Source organism: Streptomyces sp. CNP082 (genome assembly GCF_059570535.1).
In genome coordinates this window covers 1-15,790 of record NZ_JCANSZ010000095.1, presented here as the reverse complement: position 1 = coordinate 15,790, position 15,790 = coordinate 1, and the positions used below count along the sequence as shown (strand labels likewise).

At 69.5% G+C, this 15,790-nt stretch carries 7 protein-coding genes and 3 pseudogenes; 7 read left to right on the top strand and 3 right to left on the bottom strand.

Going from position 1 to position 15,790, the window contains the following annotated elements; all coding sequences use genetic code 11:
• Positions 1–140, top strand: a pseudogene (locus B124_RS35615) (IS5/IS1182 family transposase); the annotation flags it as partial.
• A 404-nt stretch (positions 141–544) separates the two neighbouring features.
• Here the strand turns inward: B124_RS35615 and B124_RS35610 are convergent.
• Complete coding sequence (locus B124_RS35610) at positions 545–2,710, bottom strand: alpha-L-fucosidase (protein WP_496507169.1); 2,166 nt, start codon at positions 2,708–2,710, stop codon at positions 545–547.
• Positions 2,711–3,617: 907 nt separating this feature from the next.
• A complete protein-coding gene (locus tag B124_RS35605; protein WP_496507168.1) occupies positions 3,618–4,478 on the bottom strand; it encodes a helix-turn-helix transcriptional regulator in 861 nt (286 codons plus the stop codon).
• 637 nt (positions 4,479–5,115) lie between these two features.
• On the opposite strand from B124_RS35605, the gene B124_RS35600 reads away from it, so the two are divergent.
• The 3 genes and pseudogenes from B124_RS35600 (at position 5,116) to B124_RS35590 (ending at position 10,056) form a co-directional block, all read left to right on the top strand.
• Positions 5,116–6,957: an alpha-L-fucosidase gene (locus B124_RS35600; RefSeq protein ID WP_496507167.1), complete on the top strand. Its 1,842-nt coding sequence runs from the start codon at positions 5,116–5,118 to the stop codon at positions 6,955–6,957.
• A 75-nt stretch (positions 6,958–7,032) separates the two neighbouring features.
• Positions 7,033–7,584, top strand: a pseudogene (locus B124_RS35595) (family 20 glycosylhydrolase); the annotation flags it as partial.
• A 108-nt stretch (positions 7,585–7,692) separates the two neighbouring features.
• Complete coding sequence (locus B124_RS35590; RefSeq protein WP_496507166.1) at positions 7,693–10,056, top strand: glycoside hydrolase family 20 protein; 2,364 nt, start codon at positions 7,693–7,695, stop codon at positions 10,054–10,056.
• Between the two features lie 207 nt (positions 10,057–10,263).
• On the opposite strand, the gene B124_RS35585 is transcribed toward B124_RS35590, so the two are convergent.
• Positions 10,264–11,007 carry a heparinase II/III domain-containing protein gene (locus B124_RS35585; RefSeq protein WP_496507165.1) on the bottom strand — a complete coding sequence of 248 codons (744 nt, stop codon included), beginning with the start codon at positions 11,005–11,007 and terminating at the stop codon, positions 10,264–10,266.
• A 1,267-nt stretch (positions 11,008–12,274) separates the two neighbouring features.
• Here B124_RS35585 and B124_RS35580 point away from each other — a divergent pair.
• From B124_RS35580 to B124_RS35570, 3 genes and pseudogenes are all read left to right on the top strand, one after another.
• Entirely contained in the window at positions 12,275–13,768 is a 1,494-nt protein-coding gene (locus tag B124_RS35580) for a sugar ABC transporter ATP-binding protein (protein ID WP_496507164.1), read from the top strand.
• Positions 13,765–14,781: pseudogene (locus tag B124_RS35575) on the top strand (ABC transporter permease); the annotation flags it as partial. The gene B124_RS35580 and the pseudogene B124_RS35575, both read left to right, overlap by 4 nt.
• Before the next feature lie 164 nt (positions 14,782–14,945).
• Positions 14,946–15,790 (top strand): ABC transporter permease (locus tag B124_RS35570; protein WP_496507163.1); only part of this gene is annotated, 845 nt, incomplete at its 3' end.

Here is a 15,790-nt window from a genome sequence, read left to right as displayed (position 1 = left end):
ACAAGAAGCGCAACGTCGTCGAGCGGGCGATCAATCGCCTCAAGAACCACCGGGCCGTGGCCACCCGCTACGACAAACGCGCCTACGTCTACCTCGGGACCATCACCGTCGCAGCCCTGGCCATCTGGCTCCGCACATGATCCGAGAAACAGAACCTAGCCGTACCGGGGCGCTCCCGTCCACGCGTACGGGAGCGCCCGCCCGGCGCGGCGTTCAGACCATTCGTCCGTCCCGAGGTGGCGACTCCCACGCCAACGCGACGTTGACGCGGGAACAGCCACGTACCGACACGCTCCGGAAGTCTGGGGGACCGTCGCCACGCACGGCGCCGGCCGCCGCCCCGTCGACCACGGGCACGTCCCCCAGGGCGGACGCAGCCAACTCGACCGGCAATGGACACAGCGCCGCCGGCCTGCGCCGCGACGCCCTGTCATCCGGCCGGCCGTGACCTGCGGGAGCGGCCCGGACGCGTGGCCCGTAGCGCGGTGCGGAGGTCACACGTCCGTGGCGGCCGCACGAGCGGACGCCACGGACCGGGTTCGGCCTACTTGAAGATCTGGACCTCGGCGAGGGACAGAGGCCGGTCGGAGCCGACGAGCTGGACGCGGACGTAGCGGGCCTTCTGGCCGACCGGCAGCGTCAGCGTCTCTCCTGCGGGGCCGTCCTGGCGGTGGCTCCAGACGCCCTCCTGGTTTTTGATCACCTCGGGGTCGTCAGAGGTGAAGGGGGTGCTGGAGGCGAGAACGTAGAAGTCGCGCAGCCGGTCGGCGCAGCAGTCGGTCCGGTTCCACAGCTTCATCGAACCCACCCGGTGGGACTCACCGAGGTCGACCTGCCACCAGGGGTTGGTGTCCAACGGGGTGTCCGAGGTGTGGGTGACCGATCCGGCGAAGTACGCGCCGTTGGTGTCGCCGTCCACGGCTCGGCCCGCGTTGGCGTCGTTCAGCGTGCTGGACTGCGCGGCGGGTTTGCCGAGGGCGAGGTTGTCGTCGAGAGTGCCGTCCTTGTGGACCGAGAAGGTGGAGATCGCCGGCGGCAGCGCCCTCGACGCGGTGATCCGCAGCCGCAGCTTGGTGGTGGTGACCGGATTCGGCAGTTTGAGGAGCCGCCGGTAGCCGATGGTGGTGCCGGTGCCGGCCTCCTGCCATGCGGTGCCGTCCCACCTGTCCACGGCGAAGCTGGACACACGCTGGCCGACCTGGAGGCTCTCCTGCAGGTTCACCACGTTGAATGTCTTGGACGAGTGCAGGTCCAGCACGAGGTTTCCTGTGGTGCCCGTGGGCTGCCAGGCGGTGGCGTCGTCGGAGTCCAGCACGTTGTCGGGGCCGTGGCCCTTGGTGTTCGACGTGCCAGCATCGTTGCTCGCTGACGCGCCGACGGAGGCATTCTCCTGGACCGACCGGGTCCAGTCGCCGAACTCCTTCATGCGGGCGACCGCGTCGGCGGGGAAGCGCCCGGTGTTGTCGGGGGCGACGTTCAGCAGCAACTGGCAGTTCTTGCCCACCGATTTGAGGTACATGTTCTTCAGCGTGTCCAGCGAGACCGGCCGGGCGCCCGAATCCCAGAACCAGGACCCCGCCTGCAGCCGGCCGTCGCACTCGGACGGCGTCCACCGCAGCAGCTTCCAGCTGCTGCCGCCGTCGGTCTGCTGCCCGAGCATGGCGTCGCTGCCCAGGTCCTGGGCGGAGTTGCCGCCGGGAGTCTCCAGTATCGTGTCGGCGGCGGTCGCGGGGTCGGCCGGATTGCCGCTGTAGTCGGTGTTGTACGGCAGCGGCGACCATTCGCTGGTCCGGTGGGTGAGACCGTCCTCGTTGCCGGCCCAGCGGACATCCGGCCCGCCGTCCTGGAAGACGACCGCCCCGGGCTGGAGGGTGCGGACCATGGTGATCCAGTCCGTGAAGTTGTACTTCTGCGTGACCTGGTCGGCCCAGGGGTTGGCGCCGTCCAGCCAGACCTCGTCGACCTTGCCGTACTTGGTGAGCAGCTCGTACAGGGTGTTCATGTAGTACCGGTTGTAGTCGTCGACGGTGAAGTCGAAGGTCGTGCCGTTGCCGTCTCCGTTGCTGGGTATCCGGGTGGCCTTCGGGCTGCTGCCGTTGCCGTACCTCCCGGTGGTCTCCCTGGTCTCGAACTCGTGGCCGTCCGCGGGCGACAGGTAGAAGCCGACCTTGAGCCCGTACTTGCGGGCAGAGTCGGTGAACGACTTGAGCACGTCACCCTTGCCGTCCTGCCAGGTGCTGGAAGCCACCCCGTAGTCGGAGTAGGCCGACGGGAACATCAGCATGCCGTCGTGGTGCTTGGCGGTGAGGATCACCTTCTTGAAGCCCGCGTCCTTGAACGTGGCCATCCACTGGTCGGTGTCCAGGTTGGACGGGTTGAACACGTCCGGATCCTCAAGCCCCGACCCCCACTCCTTGCCGGTGAAGGTGTTCGGGCCGAAATGGACGAACCCGGTCAGCTCCTCACGCTGCCATGCAAGCTGCCGTGCCGACGGCGTCACCGATGCCGCCTTCCGGAGGATCTGCTCCTTCGTGTCGGTGCTGCTGATCTCGACAACCGGGTTCGGCTCCGCCGCTTCTCGTGGCTCCGCCGTGACAGGCGTGGCCGCGACGACGTTGGCGCCCAGGGCCGCGAGGATGCCGAGCGAAACAATCGTGGGCCGCCAGCCGACCCGGCGTGGTGCTCGTCGACCCATGGATCTGCTGAACATGCGCTGTGCTCCTCTGGATAGGCGGGAGGGAGATGCATGCCTGGTCGGAACCGTAAGGCAGGTAAGAGATCCGATCAATACTTGCGTCCGCGTCCACTGCATGGATTTCTTCTCGGAATTCTTCAGTGATGCGTGTTGATTGGTCGGATCATTTAGGTTCGTGCTGCTGCACAGGCGGTACCCGCAGGGGACCGGTCCGAGGCTGCCGGGCGCAGCGACGAGACGACGCCGAGACCGCCCGGACGAGTTCGCGAGGATCTCTCCCCCGATGTCTCCGGCGGAACGTGTGGGCGCAAACAGCGGGGTGCACCGGCTGGGGAGTGGGGGAGGGCACTCCCCAGCCGGTGGAACTAGCCGCCGGGAGCGCGATGCAACTCCCCTACCGGGGCCGTCAGCCTCGCAGGGCCGTGGTGGAACTCCGGATGATGATCTCGGTCGGCAGCACCGGCGGCCTGTGCCTTGGGCAGCGTCTTGACCGGGTCCGCAGAAGTCCCGAGTGCGCTTTCCAAGCCGTCCGGGGACACGTGAATCGTTGTTTCACCGGCCGCGGACGTGGGTGCCGCGGCGAGGGGCCCGGAGGCCAGGGTGGCGAGCAGGGTAGTGCCGATAAGTCCGAGATGTCGGATCGGATGTTGCATCACTGTGCCTTCCGGCAAGTACGGGAGCGGGTCAGCGTGCGTACACCTCTACTTCGGCCAGAGACAGCGGTGTGTTCTCCGCCTCCAACTGGATGCGCACGTAGCGAGCAACTGCGTATGCGCGCAGCGGATGGAGGCCGACGACAGCAGCGCTCCGCCGATGCCCATCGGTCAACTCCGACCCGGGTCAGCGTGAGTGGGAAGTCTCGACGTCGTAGGCGAGGTGCTTCAGGGCTACAGGCCGGCGCATGGGATGTGGTTTCGAGCAGTCAGGAGAGCCGCTTGTGCTGCCCTCGGAACGAACTCGGCGGCATCCCGACCCGCTTGGTGAACAAGCGGGTGAAATACCCCTGATCGTCGTAGCCGATGCGACGGGCAACCGACGCAACGGTGAGATTGGTGGTGGCCAGGAGATCTTTCGCGAGGTTCAGGCGGGCTCCGAGGATGAACTCCTTGGGGCTGCACCCGGCCATGTGCCCCACCACTTCGCGCAACTCGTCCCGGGTGAGTGACAGCCTGCGGGCGTGTTCGGGTACGGAGATCGGCAGATAGGCGGCCTCGGCAAACCGCTCAAGCACGGTCGGGACGTGCGGGACCATGCCCGCCCTGACGCGCCGCAAGGTGACCAGGAACTCGTGCAGAGCGACGGCGACGGACGAGGCGTAGTGCGGCTCGGACTCGTCGCATACCGTGGCAAGTTTGCGGACGGCACGGCGTACGGGTTCTCCGGTGGAGAGCGGAACGGCCATGTCGTTGTGGCTGAACTCCACGTGTGCGTCCACGGCGGCTCCGGTGAGACCGACGAAGCACTCCGACCAACTCGTACCACGCGGCACATAGCGGTGCTCCACGCCGGGAGGGACATGCAGCAGGACGGGAGCGGCCACGTCGAAGGGTGCGCGACCGCCCAAGGAGAACGAGCCGGATCCGGACAGCACGACGCGAGCGACGTGGTAGTCGCACGTGCCCGGCTCCTCTGCCGTATGCCTGCGCTGTATGCCGGCCGTGGTGCACACCAGCGCCGGTCTGCGCACTGCCGTCCGTGGTGCGAACGTGCGCTGCCAGTAGTCGCTGTGCTCTCGACCGGGTACCCATTCAGCGCCCTCGGGGCGGATCGGGGGAGTGCTCATGCCTCTGCGGGTCGAAGCGATCGGGCGTCCAGACGGTTCTGAGACGTCTCGTAGGCCGCGGTCGGTGTCCAGACCCGGTCGCTGACCACCACCCAGGGGTAGTGGCTTGCCCTCCGCGCGTTGGCGGACGCACCCGCCGCGGCCGGTGATCCGCCGGACCGTCTGCTTGCCCCCACTACCTTCCACGTCCTTCCTCACCCTCGCCGGTTCTGTCACAAGGGGGATCGGCACCGCGTTCACGAGTGGTGTCTCATGTCGGCGTCAGGCTCCTTCGCCCTGCTCCCGTCCGCCGTCCTGGACCGCGCCGTCGGTGGCCATCAGGCCTCCCCGCAGAGGAAGGAGCAGGGAGCGGTTTCACACGTCCCGTCGTTTTGCCGATGCTTTACGCAAGGTCGCTCGCAGGCGCCCGCGGCCGCCGCGGGGAGGGGTCGGCTCCACGGGCAGGGCGAGGGCGGGGTCCACCCCGGGGCGTCCAGCATCGACGGACTCGCGAGACACCCTCCTGACGGGCGACGATACATCGGATATCTGGATGGCCGGGAGAGGGAGGGGGCGAGAATTTTCCCCAACAACAGTCCATTGACATCCTGTACGTCCGTTTCTACGGTCCGAGTCATCCGATGAATTGGGAGCTGCGATGCATATCCCCCACGTCCGCTCTGCGCGGAGAGCCACCGCACTGCCTCTGCTGGTCGCCGCTACTCTCGCCGCTGGCACGCTGTCCGCCGGGCTGCCCACCGCCTCCGCGGCGGCCCCTCCCGCCACCGGTCCCGGCAACGACTACGCCGCGGACGACCCCTTCTCGTCCGACCGTACGAGCTGGTTCCGCCAGGACCGCTTCGGCATGTTCATCCACTTCGGCGCCTACTCCAACCTGGAAGGCGAGTACACCCGCCCGGACGGCACCGTGTGCCGTAACGCCGAGTGGATCAAGCGGGAGTGCAATATCCCGACGGCGGAGTACGAGAAGCAGGCCGCGACCTTCGACCCCGCCGACTTCGACGCCGAGGCCGTGGTCGGCGCGGCCAAGGACGCCGGCATGCGCTACATCGTCATCACGGCCAAGCACCACGACGGCTACGCGATGTGGCCGACGAAGGTCAACTCCTGGAACCTGCACGACCACTCGGCCTTCGACAAGAACCGGGACATCATGGCCGAGCTGAAGCAGGCGGCCGACGCGGCCGGCATCAAGCTCGGCTTCTACTACTCGATCTGGGACTGGCACGATCCGGACTTCCCCGACCCGGCCACCTTCCCCAGGTACCAAGAACGCATGTACGCCCAGCTCAAGGAGCTGGTCGACAACTACGACCCGGCGCTGCTGTGGTTCGACGGCGAGTGGGACACCGACAACCCCCACAACCCCTGGACCGCGCAGGACGGCGAGCGCCTGGAGGCGTACCTGCGCGACCTCAATCCCGACCTCGTCGTCAACAACCGGGTCGGCAAGCGCCGCGTGACCGACGGCGACTACGGCACCCCCGAGCAGGAGATCCCCGACGCGCCGGTCGACGGCCAGTTGTGGGAGTCGTGCATGACCCTCAACAATAGCTGGGGATACGCCCGTTACGACCAGGACTGGAAGTCGAGCACCACTCTGGTGCGCAACCTGCTTGCCACCGCGTCACGGAGCGGCAACTACCTGCTCAACGTCGGCCCCGACGCCCGTGGCCGCGTCCCCGATGCCTCCGTCGAGCGTTTGGGGGAGGTGGGCGAGTGGCTGCGCACCGCGAACCAGGCCGACTCCGTCTTCGGCGCCGGCTACGGCGGACTGGTCGAGGAGCCGAATTGGGGCTCGGTCAGCCGCAAGGGGGACAAGCTCTACGCCGCGGTCACCCAGTGGCCCCAACCGGGCGCGGCGCTGCATCTCACGGCCCGCACCGGCTTCGCCGTGACGAACGCCCGCGTCCTCGGCTCCGACCAGCAGGTGAGCGTCACCGCCGCCGGTGACGGTTATGACATCACGCCGTCCGGCGGCGCCACCAACGGCACCGCCACCGTCATCGAGCTGACCGTCGACCCCGGCCCGACAGCCGCACCGGGCGGTGGCACCGGACTCAAGCAGGAGGTCTTCGACAACCCCGCGTTGTCCGGAGCGCCGAAGCTCACCCGGACGGATCCGACCGTCAACCACTCCTGGAAGTTCTCCGGATCACCGGATCCGGAGGTACCGGGGGACGGCTTCAGCATCCGCTGGACCGGCACCCTCGAACCCCGTCGCTCCGAGACATACACGCTGACCACCGTCTCGGACGACAACGTGCGCGTCTGGATCGACGGCAAACTGATCATCGATGACTGGACACCGCACGAAGCGCGCGCAGGCAAGGCTCAGGTGGAACTGACCGCGGGGCGCCGCCACTCCGTCAAGGTCGAGTACGCGGAGCAGACCGGCGAGGCGCACATGAAGCTCTTCTGGTCGAGCCCGGGCCAGGACCAGCAGATCGTGCCGAAGCAGCAGCTCTACCCGAACTGACGACAGCCATAGCGCGGCCGCGGTCAACAGCGGCGGGGCCTGCCGCACCACCACGGCGGCAGGCCCTCGTCCCTTATCGGCGGCGACGAAGCCCACTCCACACCGCACGACGAGTACGTCACCTTCATGGACCGCGCCCCGGGAACATCCGGCACCGAGCAGCAGGTCATCGATGCCGCCAAAGCGGGCACACCGCTCATTCTCTCCCCCGCCAACAGGCTCTATCTCGACATGAAGTACAACGAGCAAACCCCTCTCGGGCTGAACTGGGCCGGCTACGTCGAAGTACAACAGGCATACGACTGGGACCCCGGCACGTACATGCGCGGCGGCGTGCCCGAGAGCGCGATCCTCGGCGTCGAGGCGTTGCTGTGGACCGAGACCATCTCCACCACCGAGAACGTGGAGTTCATGGCCTTCCCGCGGGCGGCCGGCACGCTGGACATCCCGGCGTACGACATGTCCGATGGCACGAACCCCGTCATCTGGGATTGCCATGGCGGTGACAATCAGCGATGGCAGCTCACCGGCACCGGCGAGTTGCGGGCGACCGTCAACGGCGTCACCAAGTGTCTCGACGCCGCGGGCGGTCCGGCACCGCGGGGTGGCGTGCAAGGAGTTGCGTGAACCAGATGGACTTTGTGCACAGATTGGCACGCCAACCCTTGTCAGCAGCTTCCCTCAGTGGTGTAGTCCACTGCGTCAGGGCTACCCGAAACCCTGGAGGTCCGCTCGATGGGCGACAGCAGACATCTCTCGCGCAGATCGGTGATCAGCGCCATCGCGGTGGTCGCCGCCGCTACGGCGGTTCCGGCGGCACAGGCTCTGGCGGTTCCGCCCCCGCATGCGGCCGCCGCCGACGGCGCCAACCCCCGGCCGGTCGTCGCGCCCGCGCTGCAGGAGTGGACCGGCGGTACGGGTGCGTTCCGGCTCACCGGCGAGTCGCGCGTGGTGCTCGCGCCGCGGGACGCCGGGCGGCTGATGCCGCTCGCCGAGCAACTGACGCGGGACATCGCCGACGTGACGGGTATCCGCACCACGCCGCTTGTCTCGGCGAACGTGCCGGACGGGGCCGTCGTGCTGCGGCTCGACGGCGGCGACACGCACCCGCGCGGCGGTGAACTCTACGCGCGTGAGGGCTATACCTTCGAGGTCACCGAGCGGTCGGTGACCGTCACGGCGCCTGCCTACAGCGGGGTCTACTACGGCACCCGCACGCTGCTGCAGGTGCTGCTGCAGGACGACCTGCGCTGCCGTGTCCCGGTCGGCACGGCGCGGGACTGGCCCAACTACCGGCTGCGCGGGTTCATGCTGGACGTCGGGCGGCGCTTCTTCAGCCCGGAGTTCATCCGCGACTACCTGCGCATCATGGGCTGGTTCAAGCTCAACGACCTGCAACTGCACCTCAACGACAACGAGATCCGGCCGCCGGAGGGCGACTGGTCGCGCGCATACGACGCCTTCCGGCTGCGCAGCGACAAGCCCGAGTGGGACGGGCTGGCCGCCCCCGACGGCTCGTACTCGCGCGCCGACTGGGACTCGTTCGAGGACACCGCCGCCCTGCACGCCGTGCAACTGACGCCGGAGATCGACGCCCCCGCGCACGCGCGCTCGTTCGTACGATTCCGGCCGGACATCGGTCTCGGCGGCGCCAACTCCGACCACCTCGACCTGGGCAACCCGGAGACGCTGCCTTTCATGAAGGACGTCTTCGACGAGTTCACCCCGTGGTTCCGCAGCACCGAGGTGCACTACGGGGCGGACGAGTACACCGGCCCGGAGGAGCACTACCGCACCTACTTCAACGGGATGGCCGCCCACCTGCGCGGCCTCGGCAAGCATCCGCGGGCCTGGGGCAGCCTGAGCCACATGACCTCCGACACCTCCGGCTACGACCGCGATATCACGATCCATAGCTGGAACAACGGCTGGTACGGGCCGCGCGCGGCGACGGCCGACGGCTACGAGATCGTCAACACCAACGACGCGCTGCTGTACATCGTGCCCTTCGCCACGTACTACCACCCGCTGGGCCTGGACGGGCCGTACCTGTACGACAACTGGGAGCCGCACGTCTTCCCCGGGGACCAGAGCCTGGAGCCCGGCGACCCGCGGCTGCGCGGGGCGATGTCGGCCGTCTGGAACGACCTGGTGCACGCCGCGTACACAGAGCGGGACGTGCACGGGCTGGTGGAGAAGACGTTCGGCATCCTGGGCCAGAAGATGTGGAGCGGCGCCGCCGCGGGTGTGCCGTATGCCGCCTTCACCGCCCGACTGCGGCGGGCCGCGCTCGGCCCCGGGCTCTCGGCCGTCGCTCCGACGCGCGCGGAGCCGGAGCAGGTGTCGTTCGGGGCCGCGGCGTCTTCCTCCTCCGGCGAGCATCCGTCGGCTGCGACGGACGGCAATCCGGTCACGCGCTGGACCAGCGGCGCGGAGCAAGGCGGGCCCTGGCTGCGCATCGACCTCGGCGAGCCGAAGGACTTCGCCCGCGTACGGTTCGACTGGGCGGCGGAACACGGCCGTTCGTACGACGTGGAGGTCTCCGACGACGGCTCGGCATGGCGGACGGTGGCGGAGCGCCGGGGCCGGGACGCGGCGGGCTGGGACGAGCTGACGTTCGGAGCCGTCCGGGCGCGGTACGTACGGCTGCGCGGACGGGAACGCGGAAGGGCGCGCTGGAGCCTGTGGTCCGCGCAGGTCTTCGACACCCCCGACCTGGCCCAGGGAAAGACGACGACGGCATCCTCGGTGGAGGCGTCGACACTGGTCGCCTCGAACGCGACAGACGGCGATCCGGGCACCCGCTGGGCCTCGCGCTATACGGACAGTGAGTGGCTGGCGGTCGACCTCGGCGCCAGCGCCGTGGTGCGGCGGATCCTCCTGGACTGGGAAACGGCGGCCGGCCGGGACTACGACATCCAGGTATCGGATGACGGCACGACATGGAGCACGGTCGCCGCGCGCCGCGACCGCACCCAGCCGGGCGTGGACACGGTGGAACTGCCGCAACCGGTCACCGCCCGGCATGTCCGCATGCTCGGCCTGACGCGGCAGACGGGCTACGGCTACTCGCTGTACCGCTTCGAGGTCCGCGGCTGAACCCTCGCGGCGCCGGGGAGCAGCACGTCCCTGGCATTCATCGGCAACAGTTGCCTGGCTGTGCGCGTGCCCCCTTGGACCCCGCCGCGGTTCAAGGGGGCGCACCGGGCAGGAAGACCGACAGTGCGTACGCCGTCAAAGCGGAGACAAAGTGGCGGGTCATGTGGGTTTCCACGTGGTCGACCAGGCCCGGGACTCGTACTCGGATCACTCACCACAGGCCCCAGCGGTGCCTTCGCGAACCGTCAGCTCGAACTCGAATACCGCCTGTCTGGGTACGGCTCCACGCGATTCGAGCCGCAGCCGGTAGGCGGTCTCCTGCTTCCCCCGGTGGTCGGTGAGCGTCAGCTCCTCGACGATCGGCCGCCAGCACTGACGGCGGTACGTGAGCACGGCCACGCCGTACGTACCCTGCCAGCGGGCGGTGCCGGCAGTGAGCTGGGGAGGCAGGCCACTCATGAAAACCTCCCCCACCCGGGTGGCGCCGGTGAAGAAGTCGGTCAGCGTGAGGTGGCCGTCCGGCCGCCATTCGAAGCGGCGGCGGAGTTCGGTGCCGCCTCCGTACGCGGACGACAAGTCCAGCTCAAGCAGTGCGCCTTCGTCCGTCACCTGCTGGTGCAGTACGCGAGCTGCCGCGTCCCGGCCGGCCCGCTGCGGTCGGCTGTCGAGCATCGGCACGCAGTGTGTCTCGGCGGAGGTCCGCAGGCGATCGGCGTCGCGCTCCGGTCCGAAGTAGCCGGCGTGTCCACCGGGACCGAGATCGGCGAGCAGTTGCTCGCCACCGGCGGAGAGGATGAACTGGCCGACGTCGTTGTGGTTGTGCGGCTCGCCGTTGTGCCCGCCCTTGGCCGCGAACGCCACCGCCAGGCCGTCGGGGGTCGTGCGGCGGTCGACCAGCCAGCTCAGCTCCGGCAGCCAGGCGGCGCCCACGGGGATCGAGGACGTCAGCACAGCTGGGAGAAGCCACAGGAGCACCGGTGCGACGACGGCTACGGGCTCGCGTCCTCCCCAGGAAAACCAGCCCGACCCGGACCGGACGACCGGCGCGACGTAGCGGTCGAGCGTGCGCGTGCCGGTGACGCGCCGACTCCCGGTCCGCATCCCCACTGCAACGCAGGCCAGCCCTGACCGCGGTTGTTCCTCCGGCGGGGTGAAATGGCGCCGCCACCGTTCCCCCTGCTCGCGCCCCGGGGCCCAGTCGGTGTTCCCGTCGATCGGCCGGTGCGAACTTAGCCCCGTGCGACCGTCTGGTCGGCAACGGTGCGCCCGTCCGGGCCGGTGTGGTCGCCGTAGCGGTTGGCCGCCGCCTGGGGTTCGGTCCGGTGGTCCTGGCGGAGAGGCTGGTCCCCGCGGACGGCCACCGTATCTCCGGGCCGGCGGTCTGCGGCTGTGTTTTCATTCGTTGAACGTGCACCGCAGTGTGCTGGCGGGACAGCTCCGGTACTGCGACCAAGTCGGCCGCCTGCAACCCGCCGACGACCTCAAGCCACCACGGCGACAGGCCGGCGGCGTCTGACCGGTGGGTGGCCTTGGCGGCCTTCCGCCGCTGGCCTTCCCGCCCGAGCCGCACGTTCGTCACGTCCGCGAAGCCCGCGGCCGGGCCGTCCGTCTCGTACGCCTCATGCACACCTTCGCCGTACGGTGCGCCGCTGGACTTGCTCCGGTGTCTGCGGATCCGGTTCATCCTGATGGCCACCGGCCAGGACCGGATGCTGTGCACCGGCGGCTGAATGGCGGGGACCAACTTGTCCTGTGCGCGTGGGTCAGCACGCGGCGGGGCTCCGACCAGCGCTCTGCCAGGCTCTCGGCTCGCTACCACCACTGCCAACGTCCCTTCTGGTCCACGCGTGTGCGTCTCGACGGAGTTCTCGGAGCGAGGGCGCGGCAACGCGAATCCTGCAGACTCTCGCCGCTGACCGGCGACTTCGTGTTCTGTGCCGCGCACTTGTGGCGGTTTCCGCCGAGGCCGAGACACCTCCAGGAGGGAGGACTGACAGGCGCGCTCGCGCGTCCCGCCGCTTTGCCAGTCCTTTACGGTATGTGATCTCGTCCCGCCGACGGCGGTGGTGTGACCGTCGCGAAAGTCACGGCAGAGACCTCTTCCGCGTGGGGCCAGGCGTGTTTTGTTCGAAGGTCGATCAAAGCTGGCTACAAAAGTCCACATACTCGCTTTGCTTCAACTCTTGACGGGTCAAAGCGAGGTGGGAACCCTCCAAGCATGCTGACGATGCAGGATGTGTCCAAGAGCTTTCTCGGGGTGCGGGTGCTGCACGGGGTGTCGCTCGATCTCGAACCGGGTGAGGTCCATGCCCTGGTGGGGGAGAACGGTGCGGGCAAGTCGACGCTGATGAAGGTGCTGGCCGGGGAGTACGCCCCGGACGGGGGGACCATCACGCTCGACGGCACGGTGCACGCTTTTTCGCACCCTGTACAGGCCCAGGCCGCCGGGATCGGTCTCATCCATCAGGAGTTCGCTCTCCTTTCGCACCGCACCGTCGCGGAGAACGTCTTCCTCGGCCGCGAGCCGGTACGTCGCGGCCTGGTCGACCGGCGCGCCATGGAGCGCCGCACCGCCGAGCTTCTCGCTGAGCTGGACGAGACCGGGATCGCCCCCCATACCCTGGTCAAGGATCTGTCGGTGGCCCGGCAGCAGACGGTGGAGATCGTCAAGGCGCTGGCGGCGTCCGATGTCCGTGTGCTGGTGATGGACGAGCCGACCGCGCCGTTGGCCGATCACGAGGTCGATCTTCTCTACGGGCTCATCCGCCGCCTCGCCGCCCGCGGCATCGGCATCCTCTACATCAGCCACCGGCTGCGCGAGGTCTTCGACCTCTCCCGGCGCATCACCGTGCTCAAGGACGGCCGCAAGGTCACCACCCTCACCACCGCGGAGACCACCCCCGACGATGTCGTGCGGGCGATGGTCGGCCGCGAACTCGGTTCGTACTATCCGCCGCGCGCCGATCCCGGGGAGATCGGTGAGCCGTTGCTGACGACGGCGGGCGCCGGCAACGAGCGTCTGGCCGGAATCGATCTGACCCTCAGAGCGGGGGAGGTCACGGGGGTCGCCGGGCTCCAGGGTTCGGGCCGTACGTCCCTGGTACGGGCCCTGTTCGGCGCTGCTCCTTTCACCCGCGGCAGCATGACCGTCGCCGGCCGCGCGCTGCGCCCCGGCAGCCCGCGGCAGGCCATCCGCGGCGGCGTCGCGCTGGTCACCGAGGACCGCAAGGGCGAGGGCCTGGCGCTGCGCCAGTCCGTACGGGACAACGCGCTGCTGGTCACCCGCGCCGTCCACGGCGGCGGCGCGCAGGCGGGCGAGGTGTCCGGGCTGCTCGACCGCGTCAATCTCCGCTCGCGCGGCCACGACCAGGAGGTCCAGTATCTCTCCGGCGGCAACCAGCAGAAGGTCGTCATCGCCAAGTGGCTCGCCGCCGGGCCGCGGGTGCTGCTCTTCGACGAGCCGACCCGCGGCGTCGATGTCGGCGCCAAGGCCGCCATCCACACCCTCGTGCGCGAACTCGCCCGTGACGGCATGGCGGTGCTGATCGTCTCTTCCGAACTGCCGGAGCTGATCGGCATGAGCGACCGGATCCTCGTCATGGCCGACGGCACCTTCGCCGGCGAACTCCCCGCCGGTGCGGGCGAGGAGGACATCATGCGGCTCGCCACCCGGGACGCGTCGGGCACGGCCCCCGAGGGGAGTGCCGCATGACCGCCGTACGGGCCGACGCCCCCGCCCCGGCCGCCCGCCCGCGCCGGCTGCCCGTGACCGGGCGGCTCAAGCTCACCGATCCCGTCGTGGGCGTCTGGCTGGCCGCCGCGGCGGTCACGCTCATCGGGTGGATCATCGTGACCGTCGATGGCGGCCAGTTCATGACCCAGTCCAACTTCACCGGTATTTTGCAGAACTCGGTCGCCCTCGGCCTGGTCGCCGTCGGCCAGTCCGCGGTGATCCTCACCGGCTCGCTCGACCTGTCCGTCGCGTACCTCATCAGCATCGGCACGCTGGTCGCCGCCGAGACGATGGAGGACGGCAGCGTCGTCACGGCGGTGCTGGCGGTGCTGGCGATGTCGGCCGCGGTGGGGCTGGCCAACGGGCTGATCGTCACCGGGCTCAAGGTCAACGCGTTCATCGCCACCCTGGGCATGGCGTTCATCCTGCGCGGCTATATCGAGGACAACTACACCGGGCCCGCAGGGGACGTGCCCGCCTCGTTCCAGCGGCTGGGCTACGACCGGATCGGCTTCATCCCGGTCTCGGTCTTCCTGCTGGTCGCGGTGGCCGTGGTGGCGTGGCTGATCACGAAACGCACGCGCCTGGGCCATCACATGTACGCCACCGGCGGTGACGAGCATGCCGCCCGCCTGTCCGGCGTGCGCACCAGGCGGACCGTGATCTACGCGCACGTGCTGTGCGCCTTGTGCGTTGGCGCCGCCGCTCTCTTCCTCGCCTCCCGGCTCGGCGCCGGTGCTCCTTGGGCGGGCACGGAGGCGCGTTACGACCTGGACTCCATCGCGGCCGTGGTGCTGGGCGGCACGGCGCTGGCCGGCGGGCGTGGCGGGGTGGCGGGGACGCTGGGCGGGGTGCTGCTGCTGTCCGTGCTGGACAGCATCTTCAACCAGCTCTCCGTGGACCCGTTCTTCAAGAACGTCGTCCGCGGCGTGGTCATCATCGCCGCCGTCGCCCTCTATGCGAGGCCGCTCAGGGCGCGGGCCGCCGGCAGACGGCGCGGGCCGGGCGGACGCGGCGGACCCGGCGAAGGGCAGCCGGCGAAGACGCCGGCAGAGCCGGGCGACTCGACGGGGAAGATGGGCGGCCCGGAGGGCGCCGAGCCCGCCGGCGAAGCCGGGCGGGACGCGCGGGACGTGCACGGTAGGGAGTTGCCCGCATGACGACAGCAACCGCCGACCGCACCGTCCGGCCGGGGCGGCGACTGGTCGCCGCGCTCGGCACCGGTGCGCCCGTCTACGTCCTCCTCGCCGTCCTCCTCGCCGCCCTGGCGATCACCGATCCCGGGTTCTACGAGCCGGACAGCTTCCTCGCGTTCGTCAAACGCGCCGCCCCGCTGGTGATCCTCGCCGCCGGTCAGTACATGGTGATCGTTTCCGGCGGCTTCGACCTGTCGGTCGGTGCGGTGGTCACCGCGGGCGTCGTCGCCGGCGCCGAGTTCTACGGTTCGTACCCGGACGCGCCCTGGCTGCTGGTCACCGCCGGGCTGCTGCTGGCCGGCGCCGTCGTCGGGCTGGTCAACGGGCTCATCACCACCGTGCTGCTGGTGCCGTCGTTCATCACCACGCTCGGGATGATGCTGATCCTCGAAGGCGCCGTCTTCTACTGGACCGGCGGCTCCCCGCAGGGCGTGCTGCCGCAGAGCTTCCGGGAGTTCGGCCGCGGCGAGGCCGGCGGCTGGCTGCCGTGGGCGGTGCTCGCGTGCCTGGCGGTGGGTGTGATCGCCTGGTGGCTGATGCGCGCGGACTTCGGCCGTACGCTCCTGGCCACCGGCGACAACGAGCGCGCCGCCGCGCTCGCCGGCGTGCGCGTACCCCGCGTGCGCACCCTCGCGTTCGTGCTCTCCGGCACCGCCGCGGCGCTGGCCGCGGTGCTGGTGGCCGGCTTCTCCGGGGTGTCGGCGCAGGCCGGGCGGGGGCTGGAGTTCGAGGCGATCACCGCCGTCGTGCTCGGCGGGGTCATCCTCGGCGGCGGCCGCGGCTCGGTCGTCGCCGCCATGGCCGG